The organism is Flagellimonas hadalis (genome assembly GCF_007785775.2).
Lineage (GTDB): Bacteria > Bacteroidota > Bacteroidia > Flavobacteriales > Flavobacteriaceae > Flagellimonas > Flagellimonas hadalis.
Genome location: NZ_VNIK02000001.1, coordinates 349,122 through 367,310 on the forward strand (window position 1 = coordinate 349,122; position 18,189 = coordinate 367,310).

General features: G+C 46.8%; 14 protein-coding genes. 3 read left to right on the forward strand and 11 right to left on the reverse strand.

What is annotated here, in order from left to right; translation table 11 throughout:
- Positions 1 to 183: 183 nt before the first annotated feature.
- Positions 184 to 846 (reverse strand): endonuclease III domain-containing protein, encoded by a 663-nt coding sequence (locus FOT42_RS01380; protein ID WP_151888780.1) that lies wholly within the window; start codon positions 844 to 846, stop codon positions 184 to 186.
- A 55-nt stretch (positions 847 to 901) separates the two neighbouring features.
- Here FOT42_RS01380 and bcp point away from each other — a divergent pair, with 55 nt between their 5' ends.
- Positions 902 to 1,354 (forward strand): thioredoxin-dependent thiol peroxidase, encoded by a 453-nt coding sequence (bcp, locus tag FOT42_RS01385; RefSeq protein WP_151888781.1) that lies wholly within the window; start codon positions 902 to 904, stop codon positions 1,352 to 1,354.
- Between the two features lie 212 nt (positions 1,355 to 1,566).
- On the opposite strand, the gene FOT42_RS01390 is transcribed toward bcp, so the two are convergent.
- Complete coding sequence (locus FOT42_RS01390) at positions 1,567 to 3,018, reverse strand: TonB-dependent receptor (RefSeq protein WP_151888782.1); 1,452 nt, start codon at positions 3,016 to 3,018, stop codon at positions 1,567 to 1,569.
- Positions 3,019 to 3,107: 89 nt separating this feature from the next.
- Between FOT42_RS01390 and FOT42_RS01395 the strand changes: the two genes are divergently transcribed.
- Positions 3,108 to 3,872: an MBL fold metallo-hydrolase gene (locus tag FOT42_RS01395; RefSeq protein WP_151889307.1), complete on the forward strand. Its 765-nt coding sequence runs from the start codon at positions 3,108 to 3,110 to the stop codon at positions 3,870 to 3,872.
- A gap of 162 nt (positions 3,873 to 4,034) precedes the next feature.
- Entirely contained in the window at positions 4,035 to 4,538 is a 504-nt protein-coding gene (locus tag FOT42_RS01400) for a hydrolase (RefSeq protein ID WP_151888783.1), read from the forward strand.
- 613 nt (positions 4,539 to 5,151) lie between these two features.
- Here FOT42_RS01400 and FOT42_RS01405 read toward each other — a convergent pair.
- From FOT42_RS01405 to FOT42_RS01445, 9 genes are all read right to left on the reverse strand, one after another.
- Positions 5,152 to 6,888: a BspA family leucine-rich repeat surface protein gene (locus FOT42_RS01405; protein ID WP_151888784.1), complete on the reverse strand. Its 1,737-nt coding sequence runs from the start codon at positions 6,886 to 6,888 to the stop codon at positions 5,152 to 5,154.
- Positions 6,889 to 8,169: 1,281 nt separating this feature from the next.
- Entirely contained in the window at positions 8,170 to 10,005 is a 1,836-nt protein-coding gene (locus FOT42_RS01410; RefSeq protein WP_151888785.1) for a BspA family leucine-rich repeat surface protein, read from the reverse strand.
- A gap of 1,752 nt (positions 10,006 to 11,757) precedes the next feature.
- The gene (locus FOT42_RS01415; protein ID WP_151888786.1) at positions 11,758 to 12,417 is read right to left on the reverse strand and encodes an alpha/beta hydrolase; all 660 of its coding nucleotides are present in this window, start codon (positions 12,415 to 12,417) and stop codon (positions 11,758 to 11,760) included.
- 10 nt (positions 12,418 to 12,427) lie between these two features.
- Positions 12,428 to 12,751, reverse strand: a complete 324-nt coding sequence (locus tag FOT42_RS01420) for a DUF4870 domain-containing protein (RefSeq protein ID WP_151888787.1) — start codon at positions 12,749 to 12,751, stop codon at positions 12,428 to 12,430.
- Positions 12,738 to 14,003, reverse strand: a complete 1,266-nt coding sequence (locus FOT42_RS01425) for a dihydroorotase (protein WP_151888788.1) — start codon at positions 14,001 to 14,003, stop codon at positions 12,738 to 12,740. The genes FOT42_RS01420 and FOT42_RS01425 overlap by 14 nt, the downstream gene beginning before the upstream one ends.
- Complete coding sequence (locus FOT42_RS01430) at positions 14,000 to 15,922, reverse strand: BatA domain-containing protein (RefSeq protein WP_226789766.1); 1,923 nt, start codon at positions 15,920 to 15,922, stop codon at positions 14,000 to 14,002. Before FOT42_RS01430 ends, FOT42_RS01425 begins: the two co-directional genes overlap by 4 nt.
- Positions 15,923 to 16,050: 128 nt before the next feature.
- Entirely contained in the window at positions 16,051 to 17,058 is a 1,008-nt protein-coding gene (locus tag FOT42_RS01435) for a glycosyltransferase family 2 protein (protein WP_151888789.1), read from the reverse strand.
- Positions 17,059 to 17,100: 42 nt separating this feature from the next.
- Entirely contained in the window at positions 17,101 to 17,493 is a 393-nt protein-coding gene (locus FOT42_RS01440) for a hypothetical protein (protein ID WP_151888790.1), read from the reverse strand.
- On the reverse strand, positions 17,490 to 18,188 hold the full coding sequence (locus FOT42_RS01445; RefSeq protein WP_151888791.1) for an SGNH/GDSL hydrolase family protein: 699 nt from the start codon (positions 18,186 to 18,188) through the stop codon (positions 17,490 to 17,492). Before FOT42_RS01445 ends, FOT42_RS01440 begins: the two co-directional genes overlap by 4 nt.
- Between the last annotated feature and the right edge of the window lies 1 nt (position 18,189).

The following is an 18,189-nucleotide window of genomic DNA, read 5'->3' on the forward strand; positions in this document are numbered from 1 at the left end:
CTAGAATATGGAAAATATTTACTCTGAAGAACAAAAATCCGTGAAAACGGTACGAGCTAGCCAAAAGACCGTAAATTTTTTGCTTAGCTACTCCAAATCGATTCATGTAGTTGACTACAAAAAGCATCAGTTTGAAGTAACCTTAAATTAATTTAAGGATCAAACTGACAGAAAGAGCCGCAATTAGCGGCTCTTTTTGTTTTTATAATATTCGTCGATCACCGTTTTTCGGCCTATCGTCTTGGTGATGATGTCCTTTTCCAGATCCCAGCCACGGGCCGGGGAATATTCCCTTCCATACCATATGATCTGCAGGTGCAATCTGTTCCAAATTTCCTCTGGGAACAAACGCTTGGCGTCCCGTTCCGTTTGCACCACATTTTTTCCGTTACTGAATCCCCATCGGAACATCAATCTGTGGATATGGGTGTCCACAGGAAATGCCGGAATGCCAAAGGCTTGGGAAACCACTACGCTGGCCGTTTTGTGGCCCACGGCCGGCAGTTCCTCCAATAGTTCAATGTTCCGTGGCACCTCCCCATTGTACTTGTCCACCAGAATATGGGAAAGACCGTGGATTCCTTTCGATTTCATGGGGGAAAGCCCTACGGGTTTTATGATTTCCCGTATCTCTTCCACGGAAAGTTTGATCATATTGTACGGATTGTCCGCCTTTTCAAACAAGAGAGGCGTAATCTGGTTCACCCGAACGTCAGTGCTTTGGGCCGATAACAGCACAGCGATCAAAAGGGTATAAGGGTCTTTGTGGTCCAATGGAACGGGAATGGTAGGGTAAAGCTCATCCAAGGTCTGAATGGTGAAATCAACCTTTTCTTGTTTGGTCATATTTGTTTAACTTTGCATCTAATAAGATTAAACATAAATTCAATACAGAAAGCGCATGAATATATTAAAAGTAGGGGATAAAGTACCTGAATTTTCTGCAAAAGACCAAGATGGCAACACGATTCATCTCAGCGACTACAAAGGAAAGAAACTGATCGTCTTTTTCTATCCAAGGGCCAATACACCGGGTTGCACCCTGGAAGCCTGCAATTTGAGGGACAATTATAAAGAATTGCAAAGTCAAGGTTACGAGCTTTTGGGCGTAAGTGCGGATTCTGTGCGAAAACAGGCCAATTTCAAGAAAAAATATAAATTCCCTTTCCCGTTATTGGCTGATGAAGATCATACCGTGATCAATGCCTTTGGGGTTTGGGGGCCAAAAAAATTCATGGGAAGAACATTCGACGGCATCCATCGCACCACGTTTATGATCGATGGGAATGGAGTTGTGGAAAAAGTCATCGACAAGGTCAAGACTACGGACCACGCTGCGCAGATTCTTGAATAGAGCGGCTTTTTATAGAAGAGACAAGAGGAACATAGACGATAGAGAATAGACTTTATCGTTCGGTTATTCTATTATTGAGTTATTGGTAATTGCTTATTGTAAACGGAATCATTGGAAAAACCTGAAACTTGAAATCTTAAACCCAATACACGCATTCCACAATCCTGTCCAACGCTGAACCTGATTCTTGTACTTGGGCTTAAAACTTTGTTTTACTCTTTCTCCTCAAGCACTTTTCGGGTAAAAAGGTGTTTCTGCTTGATGATCTCGGCAATACCTTCTGGCAACTCGTCCTCCCAGCCCTCTTCGTTGTTGATGATCTTCTTGAGCACATCCCTGGAGAAGATATGCAGCACTTCCGGGTCGTAATCTATGATGTCCATCACCTTCCCGTTGTACTTGAAGAATTTGTACAGCTCCTTCATCCTTGGGTGCACCTTCACATTGTTGCTGGTCAAGATTTGCCCAGTGTTGGGGTCCTTCATGGGGTAGAGGTAGACTTTTAGGTCTTTGAAGAACAATTTTCCAAAGGCCTCCAAAATGCCACCGCTCAAGTGTCGATAGTATTTCTCGTCAAAAACGTCCACTAGGTTGTTCACACCCATGGTAAGCCCGATCTTGGCCTTGGTGTAGTTGTTGAAATATTCCACCAGTTTGTAATATTCCTGGAATTTGGAGATCAATACCGTATGCCCTAATGAACAGAGCAGTTCCGCACGGTCCATAAAATCCTGCTCATCAATTTCCCCCGAAGCCTTCAGGTTGGAAAGCGTGATCTCAAAAACAACGATGGTATTTTCATATTCCACCGTTTGTTCCCTGATGAAAATATCATACGATTTCTGGAACATGTCCATGTTCACCTTGGTGACGGGCCTGAAACTACCCCGAAGTGCCAAAATGCTCTTTTTGTAGAGTACGGCCGCGGGAAGAAGGTTGTTGCCATCCGGCCCGAACATCACCGCATCCGTCATATCGTTCTTGATCAGCTGCAAACTCATCAACCTGTTGTCCACATCGGCAAAGTTGGGCCCGGTAAAGTTCACCATATCAATTTCCAAGGTGTCCTTGTCGATATGGTCATAGAGGTATTTCAACAGTTTTTTGGGCTTATGGAACTTGAAAAAGGCCCCATAGATCAGGTTGACCCCCAAAATGCCCAAGGTTTCCTGCTGCAATCGCGCTTCGTTCTGTTTGAACCGTATGTGGAGCACGATCTCGTCATATTCCTTCTGATCGGGATCCAACTGGAACCGGATACCTACCCATCCATGCCCTTTGTACCTTTTGGAAAAATCGATGGTGGCCACCGTGTTCGCATAGGTAAAAAACAGATAGTTGGGGTTGCTCTCCCTACTGATCCGTTCCTCCACCAGTCGCATTTCATGGTCTAGCATCTTCTTCAATCGGGACTGGGTCACGTACCTTCCGTCTTCCTCAATCCCATAAATGGCATCACTGAAGGACTTGTCATAGGCACTCATGGCCTTGGCAATGGTCCCCGAAGCACCTCCGGCCCTGAAAAAATGCCTCGCGGTCTCCTGTCCGGCCCCGATTTCGGCAAAGGTTCCGTAGATATTTGGGTTTAAGTTGATCCTCAGCGTTTTTGCCTTAATGGAAGGTATGTTTTCGAAAGCATTTTCTTTGCTCGGTACGGTAGGCATATTCGAAAATTTACGATGTCACAAAGTTACACTCTTCGTTCAATCTATTACATAAATATGTTATAATTTTGGTTTTCATGGATGACAGGATGACCATCACTTTTTTGGGAACGGGAACCTCACAAGGTATCCCTGTGATTGGTAGTGACCATCCTGTGTGCAAGAGCAAGGATCCAAAGGACCAAAGGCTGCGGGTCTCCGTGCTGGTTTCTTGGAAATCGTACAACTATGTGATCGATTGCGGCCCCGATTTTCGGCAACAGATGCTGAAAAACCCCATAGAACAACTGGATGGTATCCTCTTTACACACGAACATGCCGACCATACGGCAGGTATAGACGATATTCGCCCCTTTTTTTTCCGACAGGGGGACATTCCCATCTATGCCCACGAGCGGGTCATCCACTCCCTGAAAAGAAGGTTCGATTATATTTTTGCGGATGAAAATCGATATCCTGGAGCTCCTGCGGTACAAGTGTTCCCAGTGGAAAAGGACAGGCCCATCCATTTGGGCGATCTGGATGTGATCCCCATCGAAGCCTACCACAACCGGCTGCAGGTATTTGGCTACCGATTTGGGGACTTTGTGTACCTGACCGACGTGAAACGGGTAGAGGAGGAGGAGGTCAAAAAAATAAAAGGTGCCAAGGTCTTGGTGGTCAATGCACTGCGGGAGGAGCCCCATCATTCCCATTTCAATGTGGAAGAAGCCCTTGCCTTTGCCGAAGAGGTGGGGGCTGAAAAAACCTATTTCACCCACATCAGCCATATGTTGGGTTTCCATGCGGAAGTGGAAAAAAAACTGCCCAAAAATGTACATTTGGCCTACGATAACCTAAAACTGAAAATATAGGCTATCCTTATGCGTTATCCTATCGTGCCCTGTCAGTTCGAGCGCAGTCGAGAACTAGAGCGCAGTCGAAAGATTGACGAAAACACATAAATACGTGATTATCAATAAGTTGTTTTCAATTCAATACTAAGGGAATTATAGACTCACATAACATATAAATTAATGAAGAACAAAATTTTCCTCTACCTGTTCGTATTTGCGGCCCTTTTGGCCCTTTACCAGTTTGTGGCCGGCAACAAAATGCAAGATGCCCTTAATTCAAAAAATGTGGACATTGACCGTTTGCATGCCGAGATGGAATCTCTCAACGATTCCCTCTTGAAGACACAGCTACGGGTCTTGGACATGCAGTATTTCACTTTGGAAAACAATGATGATGCCCTGGCCTATTATGACCATCTCAACTTGGAAAATCCATCGCGCTATATTCAGGATAAATTGTTGGAGACCAATGAAAAATCAGGGGACAATCCTTTAGTGCCCTACGAAGGGATGGAAAGTGATTTTAAGATCAACAAGATCAAGGTGCTGAACCACAAATGGATCTTGGCCGATTTTTCCGATGGTAAATATTGGGGCGACCTGATCATCAAATATGAGCTCAAGGACGACCTGAGTGTGGATTTTACCTTGCTGGACCATCTGCTCTATGCCCGAAATAACTGATGGTTAAGAGTTGAAGGGTTCCAAGTTCCAAGTTTCAAGTTTCAAGTTCCAAGTTTCAACTTCAAGAACAAAGAATAGGGAGAATAGAAAAAAGACACAAGAAACATGAAACCACTTCCGACTCCGAACATCAAGCACCAAATATTTAAATTCTAAATTCCAATAATATAGTTTGCAGTAGGCAGAGATCAATAACAGAATAACCTAAAACCAAAAACCTGAAACCACAACAAACAGAAAAACCAGTCTATCCTCTATGGTCTATATTCTTTAGTCTCTTCCGACTTCCGACTTCCGACTTCGGACTTCTGACTTCCGACCAAATCCCAATAACCTGAAATCAAAAACCTGAAACAACAACAAACAGAAAAAACCAGTCTATCCTCTATGTTCTATCCTCTTTGGTCTCTTCAGACGTTTCGACTGCGCTCAACGTGACACTTCTGACTTCCGACCAAATCCCAATAACCTGAAACCACAGACCTGGAACGGAAGTGGGCAGTACATCTGTCCATGTTCTATCCTCTATTTTCTTTATTCTGTATCCCGAAAAGAAAAAACCGGAAGAACCCAATGGCCCTCCCGGTCTTTATGAAAAAATTGAGTATGAAACTTAGTTACAAGGAGTATCACTAATGGTCCAACTCCTCTCAGCAAGTAGCGTGGCACGTGCATTACTGTGCGCCATATTGTCACAATCTATGGCTAGATTATCTGCACCCAAAGAAATGTTCGAGGGCAAATTGGGTTGACCGGCCCAACCGACCAAGGTAGCGCCGTAGTTGGTCATACTCATCCCAGAATTATTGAGCATACCGGACATATCTGTCACACTGGATATATCCCAGTCCCCCAAACTTTGGTCAAAAGCGGTGGCCCCAATGAACATGAGGGACATACTGGTCACCTTGGAGGTGTCCCAACCGCTAATGTCCTGGTTGAACGCCAAGGCGTTTTGAAAGATTCCGGACATATTGGTCACGTTGGAAGTGTCCCAACCGCTAATGTCCTGGTTGAACGCCAAGGCGTTTTGAAAGATTCCGGACATATTGGTTACGTTGGAAGTGTCCCAGCCACTGATGTCCCCATCAAAAGCTTCGGCATAAAGGAACATAAATGACATATTGGTCACTTGGGAAAGGTCGGGCATGTCCGTGGCATTATATACCATATTGACACAATAATCGAAAGCACTTACCATGCTCTGCCATTGTCCAGTGCCCCATTGTTCGATGGACATGAGTTTCTCTCCCCTATCGTCAATGTCATGGAACATAAAAAGATGTGGAAACTGCCCCTTGATGGCCACGGTATAGGTGCCGGCGGTGGCATAGATATGAGTGGCATCGTCACTGCTGGTGATCTGCTCCACCGTGCCATCGCCCCAGTCAATCATATAATCATAAGTAAGGTTGCTGTTTGTTCCGATGATGATCTCCTCATTGGCCATAGTGGTCTTCCAAGTGGTGACAAAGGAGGCAGGATCGTCTGCCAATCCTTGGCCGCCCTCGTTCACGTTGGTCACCTTGATGGTGATCTGTGCAGTGGCCGTCTTGTCCCCATCACTCACCCGCACGGTGATGCTATGTTGTGTGGCGGTCTCGAAGTCCAGGGCCTTGCCCGTTTCCAGGGTAAGCACGCCTGTGGTGCCGATCTTGAAAAGGTCGTTGTCGTTGGTCACCATAGTGAAGGAAAGGGCGTCATTGTCCACATCGGTGGCCACCACGGTGCCTATGGTCGCGGTGTCGGCAATGTCCTCGGCCACGGTAAACTCCTGTGGCGCCATCACAGGGGCTGAGTTGGTGGGGTCCGTGCCCTCCTTCACCACTTTTATGGTGATGGCGGCCGAGGCACTGTCCTCCCCGTCGCTCACCTCCACGGTGATGCTGTGCTGGGCCTTGGCGTCAAAATCCAGTGCCTTTCCGGCGGCCAGGGAAAGGTCCCCGCCAGCGGTGATCTCAAAAAGTGCGTCGTCGTTGGTCTTGATGCTAAAAGTGAGTGCATCCTTGTCCGCATCGGTGGCGAGCACCGTACCGATCACCTGGGTGTCGGTGATGGCCTCGGAAGCGTTGAACTCCTGGGCGGCGATCACCGGGGCGGTGTTCTTGTCCGCAGGTGGTGTAGTGCCATCGTCCTTGCCACAGGACCAGAGCAGGGCCATGGCGAAAAGGGCGATACCTAATTNGCCGATCACTTCAGTGTCGGTGATGGCCTCGAAGGCGTTGAACTCTTGGGCGGCGATCACGGGAACGGCATTGCCGGAAGGTGTTGGGCCATCGTCCTTGCCACAGGACCATAGCAGGGCCATGGCGAAAAGGGCGATACCTAATTTCTTGATGATGTGCTTCATAATCAATTTGTTTTGTTGTTTAGAATTAATAATGTGGCAATATCGGGTGATCGGGGAAATGCTCTGGGCACGATCTGACGGATGCAGGGTTTGGGTTGACGGATGGGGTGTTTGGGTTGATGGGGGAAGGGGTCAGAAGTCTGAAGTCGGAAGTCAGAAGTCAGAAGTGTCACGTTGAGCGCAGTCGAAACGTCGGAATGTGGGGAAAAGCCCAAGTGCAAGTTTCAAGCTCAACTGGAGGTTGAACTGTGCTTTTCGGGTTACGGGTTACGGGTTTCAGGTTTCAGGTTACGGGTTGGGGGCGGATGGGTCAACGGCCAAAGGTCAAAAGGCAAGGGAAATCCAATTTACAATGACCAATGGTCAACACAGGAACAACCAAAGTCTATTTTCTATGGTCTANAGCTTTGGGTTGACGGATGCAGTGTTTGGGTTGATGGGGGAAGAGGTCAGAAGTCGGAAGTCGGAATGTGGGGAAAAGCCCAAGTGCAAGTTTCAAGCTCAACTGGAGGTTGAACTGTGCTTTTCGGGTTACGGGTTACGGGTTTCAGGTTTCAGGTTACGGGTTGGGGGCGGATGGGTCAACGGCCAAAGGTCAAAAGGCAAGGGAAATCCAATTTACAATGACCAATGGTCAACACAGGAACAACCAAAGTCTATTTTCTATGGTCTATGTTCTTTGGTCTATTCTGACTCCCGACCAAATCCCAAACCTGAAATTCCAAATTCCAGTATACAGTATGCAGCNCAGGTTTCGGGTTGCGGGTTTCAGGTTTCGGGTTGCGGGTTTCAAGTTCCAAGTTCCAAGTTCAAGAACAAAGAATAGGGAGAATAGAAAAAAAGACACAAGAGACAGGAAACATGAAACCACTTCCGACTTCGGACATCAAGCACCAAATATTCAAATTCCAAATTCCAATAATACAGTTTGCAGTAGGCAGAGATCAATAACCGAATAACCAAAGTCCATTTTCTATGGNGAATAACCAAAACAAAGTTCAAGTTTCAAGTTCAAGATCAGACCGTAAACATTCGGCAACGACGAATAACCCAGTAACAGAATAACCAAAGTCCATTTTCTATGGTCTATATTCTTTTGTTTCTTCCGACTCCTGGCTTCCCTACCTGCATTTCGACAAGCTCAATGACCACGGTAGGCAGGCGACAGCCCAATAACAGAATAACCCAGTAACCCGATCCTCAAATAAAAAAAACCACCGAAAGACCTAAAGGCCTCCCGGTGGCAAGATTATGTTTGTGATTTATCCTGTCCTTTTGAGATCAATTGCAGTTTGGATGATATTGCACATTTCCTTGAAAAGTCCAATTCCACATATTGATCAGGTTGCTTCTGGCGGCAGCGGTACCTGGACATGAAGGGACACCATCTACCCCAATAGTTATCCCTGAGGGGCCGCCATTTTGTTCCACAAAGGCGTTCCAAGCCACTATAGTGGCATTGAAACTGGGTACTGACATCCCAGAATTATCGAACATACCGGTCATCGTAATCACACTACCAATATTCCAATTGCCAATGTTTTGGTTAAACGAGTTGGCATCTAAAAACACAGAGGACATAGAGGTTACATTAGAGGTGTCCCAGTTTCCTATATCCTGGTTAAAAGCAATGGCTCGTCTAAATAAACCTGTCATATCGGTCACATTGGAAGTGTCCCAATCCCCAATTGCTCCATTGAAAGCTTCCGCCCTGAGGAACATATAGCTCATGCTGGTCACTTGGGAAAGATCTGGAGTGTCGGTGGCGTTATAGACCATGTTGATACAATAGGCAAACGCATTCTGCATTGTCCTCCAAGCTATGGTGCCCCACTGTTCTATGGACATTAGCTTGGACGATGTGGTCACCCCATTGATATACCGAATGGCAGGAAATACTCCTACTATAGACACGGTATGTGTGCCTGCAGAAGCATAGATATGGCTAATGGGGTCACTGGTGGTAATTTGCTCTGAAGTGCCATCACCCCAATAAATGGTATAGTTATAATCATAGCTGTTATTGGTCCCTATCACGATTTCCTCATTGTCGGCATCCGTCTTCCACGTAGTGATAAAAGCATTGGGGTCGTTTGACAGGTTTTCTTCCTTGTCAGTCACGTTGATTGTGATTGTGGCCGGCACAGTGTCCATACCATCGGTAACGGAAACGGTAATGGAATGTTGTGTCTTTTTCTCAAAGTCGAGAGTTTTTCCAGCTATGAGAGAGAGATTTCCGGTGGTGGCATCAACCTCAAAGAGATTGTCCAAGTCGGTCACAAGTGCAAAGGTCAGCCCGTTCCCATCTGCATCCGTTGCCTCAACAGTACCGATCACTTCAGTGTCGTTGATATCCTCGGCTACTGTAAACTCTTGGTCCATTATCTCTGGGGCACTGTTCTGTTCCACTTTTATGGTGACTGATGCAGATGCTTTGTCCTTTCCGTCACTCACTTCCACAGTGATGTTGTGCTGCACCTTGGAGACAAAATCGGCAGCCTTTAGACTTTTAAGGGAAATCTCCCCAGTGGTTGGATTGATTTCAAAGAGGCCGTCCGCATCGTTCAGGATTGTGAAAGTGAGTTCATCCCCATCTGCATCTGTTGCTTCCACGGTGCCTATTGTAATGGCATCAGGGATTTCCTCTCCTACGAGCACCGTAAATTCCTGATCCGATATCTCAGGGGCAGTGTTCTCAGTAGGGACCACTTCGTCCACATCCTCCACCTTGATGGTGATGGTGGCATCGGTGGTTTCCGTACCGTCGCTCACGCTCACGGTGATGCTGTGCTGCGTCTTGGTCTCAAAGTCCAGTGCCTTGCTCGCTGCCAGGGTCAGTGCCCCGGCGGAACTAATGGAGAAGAGCGCGTTGTCGTTGGCCTTGATGCTGAAGGTAAGGGCATCATTGTCAGCATCCGTGGCCGCCACCGTTCCTATGGCATCGGCAGGGGTGATGTCTTCTTTTGCCGAAAATTCCTGTGCCGCCATCACCGGGGCGGTGTTCTGGTCTTGGGGATCAGGGGGCGGGGGAGTAGTCGGCCCATCGTCCTTGCCACAGGACCATAGCAGGGCCATGGCGAAAAGGGCGATACCTAATTTCTTGATGATGTGCTTCATAGTCAATTTGTTTTGTTGTTAGAATGAATAATATGGCAAGATCGGGTGATCGGGGAAATGTTCTGGGCACGATCTGACGGATACGGGGTTTGGGTTGACGGATGGGGTGTTTGGGTTGATGGGAGAAGGGGTCAGAAGTCCGAAGTCGGAAGTCAGAAGTGTCACGTTGAGCGCAGTCGAAACGTCGGAATGTGGGGAAAAGCCCAAGTGCAAGTTTCAAGCTCAACGGGAGGTTGAACTGTGGTTTTTGGGTTTAAAGTTTCGGGTTACGGGTTTCAGGTTTCAGGTTACAGGTTTCAGGTTACAGGTTTCAGGTTACAGGTTTCGGGTTGGGGGCGGATGGGTCAACGGCCAAAGGGGAAGGGAAATCCAATTTACAATGAACAATGACCAATGGTCAACACAGGAACAACCAAAGTCTATTTTCCATCGTCTATGTTCTTTTGTCCCTTCGGACTTCCGACCAAATCCCAAAGCTGAAAGTCCAAATTCCAGTATGCAGTATGCAGTTTTGCAGTAGGCAGTGGTCAATAACCCAGTAACAGAATAACCAAAACAAAGTTCAAGTTTCAAGTTTCAAGTTCAAGGTCAGACCGTAAACATTGGGCAATGACGAATAACCCAGTAACAGAATAACCTGAAACCACAAACCTGAAACAACAACAAGCAGGAAAAACCAGTCTATTCTCTATTGTCTATATTCTTTAGTCTCTTCCGACGTTTCGACTGCGCTCAACGTGACACTTCCGACTTCCGACTCCGGACACCAAATTCCAGTATGCAGCTTTGCAGTAGGCAGAGATCAATAACCCAATAACCGAATAACCAAAGTCCATTTTCTATGGTCTATATTCTTTAGTCTCTTCCGACGTTTCGACTGCGCTCAACGTGACACTTCCGACTTCCGACTCCGGACACCAAATTCCAGTATGCAGCTTTGCAGTAGGCAGAGATCAATAACCCAATAACCGAATAACCAAAGTCCATTTTCTATGGTCTATATTCTTTAGTCTCTTCCGACGTTCCGACTGCGCTCAACGTGACACTTCCGACTTCCGCCTCCGGACACCAAATTCCAGTATGCAGCTTTGCAGTAGGCAGAGATCAATAACCCAAGAACCGAATAACCAAAGTCCATTTTCTATGGTCTATATTCTTTAGTCTCTTCCGACGTTCCGACTGCGCTCAACGTGACACTCCTGACTTCCGACTTCGGACTTCCGACCAAATCCCAAAAACCTGAAACAACAACAAACAGAAAAAACCAGTCTATTTTCTTTCATCTCTTCCAAACTACCCAATAACAAAATAACCCAGTAACCAAATAACCCAATAATTGAACAAAAAAAACCGGAAGAACCCTATGGCCCTCCCGGTCTTTATGAAAAAATTGAGTATGCTACTTAGTTACACGGAGTATCATTAATGGACCAACCCTTCTCAGCAATTAGAGTGGCACGTGCATCACTATGTGTCATGTCGTTACAATCTATGGATAGATTAGTTGCACCCAAAAAAATGTTCGAGGGCAAATTGGGTTGACCGGCCCANTTTTAGTCTCTTCCGACCTCGAACACTAAGTGCCAAATTCCAAATCCCAATAGTCCAGTTTGCAGTAGGCAGTGATCAATAACCCAATAACTGAATAACCAAATCACCAAAAGGCTAAGTCTATTCTCTATCGTCTATTTTCTATTGTCTTTTGTCTATTCGGACTCCTGACTTCGGACCACCGACTTCAAACTTCTCACATCAAAGTCGCTCCACGAGCCATTTTCGGAAGGAAAAGAAATTTTGTTGGGAGACCCCGTGGCCAATGGGGAATTCTTCATAGGTGTAGGCAATGCCCAGATGTTCCAGAAAATCTGGTGTTTTTTGCGCCCATTCCAAAGGAATGACCTGATCCACCTGTCCGTGCGAGGCATAAAAGTCTAAGTGGCCCAAATCTTTTTCGGCATAGCCGTCCACTAGGATTTTTTCGTTGATATATCCGCTCAGGGCAATCACGTTCTTGACCTTTTCAGGGTAGGAAAGGGCCACGGCATAGCTCAGGATGGTGCCTTGGCTGAAGCCCAAGAGGGTAATGTTTTTCGCATCCAAATTATAGGCTTCAATGGCCTCATCGATGAACTTCACAATCTTGTCCCGGGATTCCCTTGCCTGTGCATCATCACTCCATTTGCCTTGCTCGGCATCAAAATTGATGGCATACCAGGCATGTCCGAAAGGTTCCAGGTCATAGGGTGCACGTACCGAGATCACCATCAATTCCTCAGGAAGTTCCGGGGCAAAGGAAAACAAATCTTCCTCATTGCTGCCATATCCGTGGAAGAGGAAAATGGCCGGAGGTTTTCCGGTTGTCAGTTGGGAGGGGCGTATCAGGTGTTCCAGGGACAGTGGGGTGGGGGACATTGTTTAGTTTTTATGAAATGAAGGTGAACCATTTTTGAAAATAGGAACCAATCACAGGTAAGGGCTTTGTTTTTCCGTTCAGTGCCTGTACGAAGCCCAGCACCCATAGTACCATATATACAATGTAGGCTATGATCGATACATAGGCCAAGCCCGAATAGGTCAACAGTATGGCCAGCGCATGGAAAAGCAAATGTATGCCAAAGGCCTGTCGGATATGGAACCGGGCAAAAGCATTTTTGGGTTCCAAATTCATGGTGATGGCGATGAGACAACCCACAATGGTGATGTAGGCCACAATGGCCGTCGTTTTTCCGGTCTCAATCCCGCTCATGTACAATGATTTGGTCTTTATTGATGGTTCCGTACACTTTTCCCTTCAGTTCCGTGCCCAGAAACATGCTGTTTTTCGAAGTGGACAGGATATTGCTTTGCCCAAAGGTGTAGGTTTCGTCCGGGTTGAACAGGGTGATATTCGCCTTGGCCCCTTCCTTGAACGAAGGATTTTCTATTCCAAACCGGGAGCGACCTTTGGTCATCAAGGCGATGGCTTCCTTGGTGCCGAGCAGTTGGTTGAGGCTGCCAAATGCAGATTCCAGTCCAAGGGTGCCGTCCATGGCATTGTCAAACTCCACACGTTTGTGTTCTATATCGATAGGTACGTGGTCCGAGGTCACCAAATCGATGGTGCCGTCCTTCAAGCCCTTGATGAGGGCCTTGCTGTCCGCTTTGCTGCGAAGGGGAGGGGATACTTTAAAATGGGTATCGAATCCTTTCAATTCCCCATCCGAAAAGAATAGGTTGTGAATGGCCACGCTACAGGTAACGTCCAGTCCCTTCTTTTTCGCATTGGCAATCAGTTTTACCGATCCGGCCGTGGAGATGGTCGGGATATGGAGTTTCCCTCCGGTGTATTCCAGTATAAAAAGATCACGGGCAACCTGAAGTTCCTCGGCAAGGGCGGGAATTCCCTTCAACCCCAGGGTGGTGGACACTTCACCTTCATGGGCGACCCCTGTTCCCTTGATGCTCCCATCTTGGGGAAAGGAAAAGACCAGTCCATCAAAATTTTGGGCATATAGCAAAGCTATTTTGAGTAGATTGGGATTGGATACCTGTTTTTTAAAGTCGAAAAAGGCGACCGCACCGGCGTTTTTCATGTCAAAAAGTTCAGCCAGGTCAACTCCTTCCGAGTTTTTGGTCAATGCCCCCATCGGGTGTATGTTGGTGGGTTTTCCCAGTCCGCGTTCCTTCAAAAAGACCACATCCGAGCTGGTGTCCGGCACGGGATGGGTACTTGGGTATAGCAAAATATCAGTGAAACCGCTGCTTGCCGCTACCCGGAGTCCGTTGGCGATGGTCTCGCGTTCCTCAAAACCGGGCTCACCAAAACTCACACCACTGTCAAACCATCCTACCGATACGTGGAGGTTCTTGAGGTTGATCGATTTTGTGTTGGCAGGAGCTTCGATGGAAGCGGCCATCTTTTCGATCATCCCATTTTTGATGAGGATGTCCCGCTTTTTCAAGTGAAGTTCCTTGTTCTCCGGACAAACAATTTTTGCAGCCTTCAGCAGAATGTTCATGTAACGAATTTTTGAATGATAACCTCTATCAGTGCCAGAAGCAACGCTAAAATAACAAACCATTTCCAATAAGCGGTGATATTGCTGTCCGCTTCCAATCGGTCAAAAAGGGACGCTATGGAGTCTTGGGTGGTCGTATGTGGCAGATTGTCAACATCCAGGTATTGGAGTTGGCTCTCTTCCCGTGGGTAATTGAAGCTGATATTTTTTAAGGAACGCCCATTTTGTTGGATGGCATAAATGCCATCTTCGGTCGGGTTTTGGTCAAAAGTGAGCCGGACCCGATTGGGAAATACCTGTTGCAAAGGAATAAATTCATACCCTTCCTTGGAAACTTTCAGAATATCATCGTTCCCCAGATTTGCGGCAATGTCGATGGAACTGCTGCTCCCCAAAGTATGGTACAATCCGGGTGCCCGTAGGCTTGAATGGGCCATATTGTAGAAGGTGGGGACGATCAACGGGGAGTTTTTAAAATTGGAGTTCTCCTGCTCCAAGGAAGCCGAGAATACATAAAGCCCATCGTCGCCGGATAAAAAGGCATCCCCTCCCTCCAGCGACAGGATCTTGGGCAGCCTTGATTGTATTTTGAAGTGTTCCTTCACGGTGGGGTATTGGAAATTGGCGACCTCACTTTCAAATACGTTCCTGTACAGCGGATGGTCGTATGCTATGGTGGTCACTTGGGAGGCCCTGGTCACCGTGTCCGTGTAGCGCGTAGCCGCCAAACTTGCCAGCAGTGCGTTGTAGGACGGAAAATCACTCTCCAACGAAGGGGCAATGATCAATGTGCCGCCATTGTCCCTAAAGGTGCGGAGCACGCTTTGCAGATTGTTGGGAATGGCCTTCAGGTTGTCCAGGACCACTACATTTTGTCCATCCAGAGCACTGTAATCCAATTGGTTCAAAGTGAATTTCTTCAATTCGAATTCATCATCGGTATAGAGGCGCTCCAAATAGTCACTGTCCGAACCCATTACGGCAACCACTTTGATTTTTTCCTTGGCGTTGATGTTGAAATAGAAGGTGTTATCGTATCCCAGACCATTGTCCAAAATGGACAATCTGCCATTGATTTCTTGGTTCGATGGAATGGAGAAGACCACTTTGGCCGTTCCGTTGGCTGAAAATTTTGCGGCCGTCTTGGCAATCAGGTCCTGGCCATTGTAGAGCGAAATGGGCAAGGTGCCCTCTTCCGCCCCTCCGGATAGCAGCACACCCAGCGATTCTTGGTCCGTTGTGCCATCTTCCATAAAAACGGAGTCTATGGCCACATTCAGGGCTTCCTCGGGCCTCAAGGGCACCAAATAGGTGTTTTGGGTGGAATCCATGGGGCTACTATTGGAAAGCAATCTTTGCTGAAAATCGGAAATGACGATCAGGTTTTTTGTGGTGGTATTGGAGGTGGAAAAAAGGGTATTGGCTTTCAAACCGATCTCATCCAAAGTGAGTTGTTTGGATGAATAAGGGAGCGATAACAATCGATTCTGTATGTCCTTGATGCGAATGTCTGCAAAAGTCCTTTCATTGGTAAAAAGACTGAAATTGGTTTCCGCATCCAGATTTTTGATCAGGTCCTGTACCGCTTTTTCCAAAAGGGTGAGCCCATTGTCCTTGGCCTGCATGCTGAAGGAGTCGTCCAGATAGACCACGGTTTCCTTTTCTTTCAGGGCGGTCACCATTGCGGTAAAAGGTTGCGCAAAAGCAATGATGATGGCGGCCAACAACAGGAGACGGGTGAACAATAGCAACCATTTCTTCAACGAATTGCTTTTTCGGGATTCCGAAACCACTTTTTGGAGCATGGCCACGTTGGTGAACGGGGTCTTGGTAAATCGGCGTAACTGAAAAAGGTGGATGATGACGGGAATGACCAGAAGAAAAAGAGCCCAAAGAATTTCCGGATGTTTAAACTGCATTCCCAACTTTGATTGGACAAATATAGGGATTAAAATAGTTCGGGGTGAAACTTCTGGGGGCAAACTCAAGTTCAAGAGTCAAGTTCAAGTTCAATAATCAAATAACTGAACAACATAATAACTTTCATTCAACAAAAGAAGAAATAATCCGTCATGGGTTCCTGGCCCAAACTTTGAAAAAAGGCCCTGATCTCTTGTTGGGCAGTTTCGTTGGCCACAGTGACAATGCTTTGTGGGTTGTTCAGTTTTTGCAATGCTTCAAAATGGGCGAGTTTTTTCTTGTAGATTTTTTTACCTATCTTTTTGGGATTGTCGCACAGCCATGTAAAATCCAACCCTTTTTTTTGAAGTCCCCTCGCAATCGCCTTCCCTTTGAAACCAGCTCCCCAAACGACCAAAGGTCGATTCTTGTCATGATCCAACTGTAAGAAGTAATGCAGCTTGATGTCCAAAAAATAATTCTGTGCATAGTGCTCGTGTGTCCGCGAGGTGCGGGTGTCATAATCCCGCCATAGGTGCAGTTCTTGCGCACAGGGGATGACTTTCAGCCCTTGTTCGTAAAACCGGAACGTGAGGTCATAATCCTCTGGATAACGATTGGGATGAAAAGCTCCACAGCGTTCAAAATCAGCTCGGTGCACCATCCAACAAGGGGAGGGGATTACACATTCTTTGTAGATTTCACTATAATTCTTCCCGGTCGCCGTCAATTGGTTCAGCCATTTCTCGTAACGGTCGTAGCCATTGCTGATGCCCCTGTCCGAAAAATACCTTACTTGCCCCACGGCAACATGCCCTTCTCCTGTTTTCAACAAAGATTCCACCATGACCTCGAGCCTGTTGGGTTTCATGATGTCATCGGAATCCATCCGCGTCACAAATCCACCAGTACTTTTTGCATATCCTGTCCGCAAGGCAGGAATGATGCCGTTTCCTTCGTTTTGGAATACCTTGATTCTTGGATCTTTTTGGGCATAATTGGAAAGCAGGTCAAAACTATGGTCACTGGAATGATCGTTCACGGCCAGGACTTCCCAATTCCCGTAGGTCTGCGCCAGAATGGAGTCCAAACAATCGGGCAAAAAATGGGCCGTGTCCTTGAACGGAATGATGATGCTGACCTTGTTTTGTTGCATTTTACAAAGTAACTGAAAAACAATGGCTGATCAATAGAACCATCAAAAAGGAAGCAAATCAGGAGCTACATATTCATTTTTTGCCTTTGGGTCGAAAAATAAATCAAAGCCATAATGTTGATTCAACAATTCCTTGAAAGAAGTCTTCAATCTGGGGAATTCCCGGATGAAATCCGCAAATTGATGGGACTTGGACTTTTGCATAAAATGGTTCACCGTCTTGATGGAGGCCACGGTCAGGGTCGTGTGGAACTTACTGCCATCCCCGTGGAGTGCATCAAAATTCCTAATGCTTTGACACACATTTTCAATGGCCTTTTCTTCCCCATACTGTTTCAAGTTGATCCAAGCCAATCGCAAATGGGCCCCATGGTCGAACAAACTGGGAGGAAAGTTTCCCGACTCAAATGCGTTCAAGAATTCCAGATCGTTCATTTTTTCGAAAGGGTTGTTTGGATGGCTTCCTGCACCAATTTCTCCATCACGGCATAGCCGGCCTTGGTCAGGTGTACTTCATCCGTGGTCAATTCTTTGGGAAGTCCGTTGCGGTCATCGGACATGGCTGAAAAATAATCCAGATACATGACTTTTTCTTGGGCAGCCATCTCCTTGATCATACCGTTCAGTTCAGGAATTTTGATATTGGGTTCTTTTCCGGGCCGCCATGGATAATCGTAAGCAGGCAGCACCGAACAGACAATGGGGGATATGTCGTTGGCCTTGGCCAGTTGCACCATGGAAAGGATGTTGTCCCTGATCTGTGCCAGGGTCATGGGGCCGGTATTTCCTGCAATATCGTTGGTTCCCGCCAATATGACCACGATTTTTGGGTCAAGGGCGATGACATCCTGCCGAAAGCGCAATACCATTTGGGGCGTGGTCTGCCCGCTGATTCCGCGGTTAACATAAGGGTTGTCATTGAAAAAATCCGGATTGGCGCCCGACCAGCCCTCGGTGATGGAGTTGCCCATGAAGACAACTCTATTCCCTTCTGCAGTCGGTGCGGGCAGAGCGGCATTGGCCTCCCTGTACTTTTCCAGATTGGGCCAATCTTGGGCCGTGCTCTTCATCGGGTTCAAAAATCCTAACAATGCGGCCATGGTCCAAATCAAGGTTTGTGTTTTCAACATC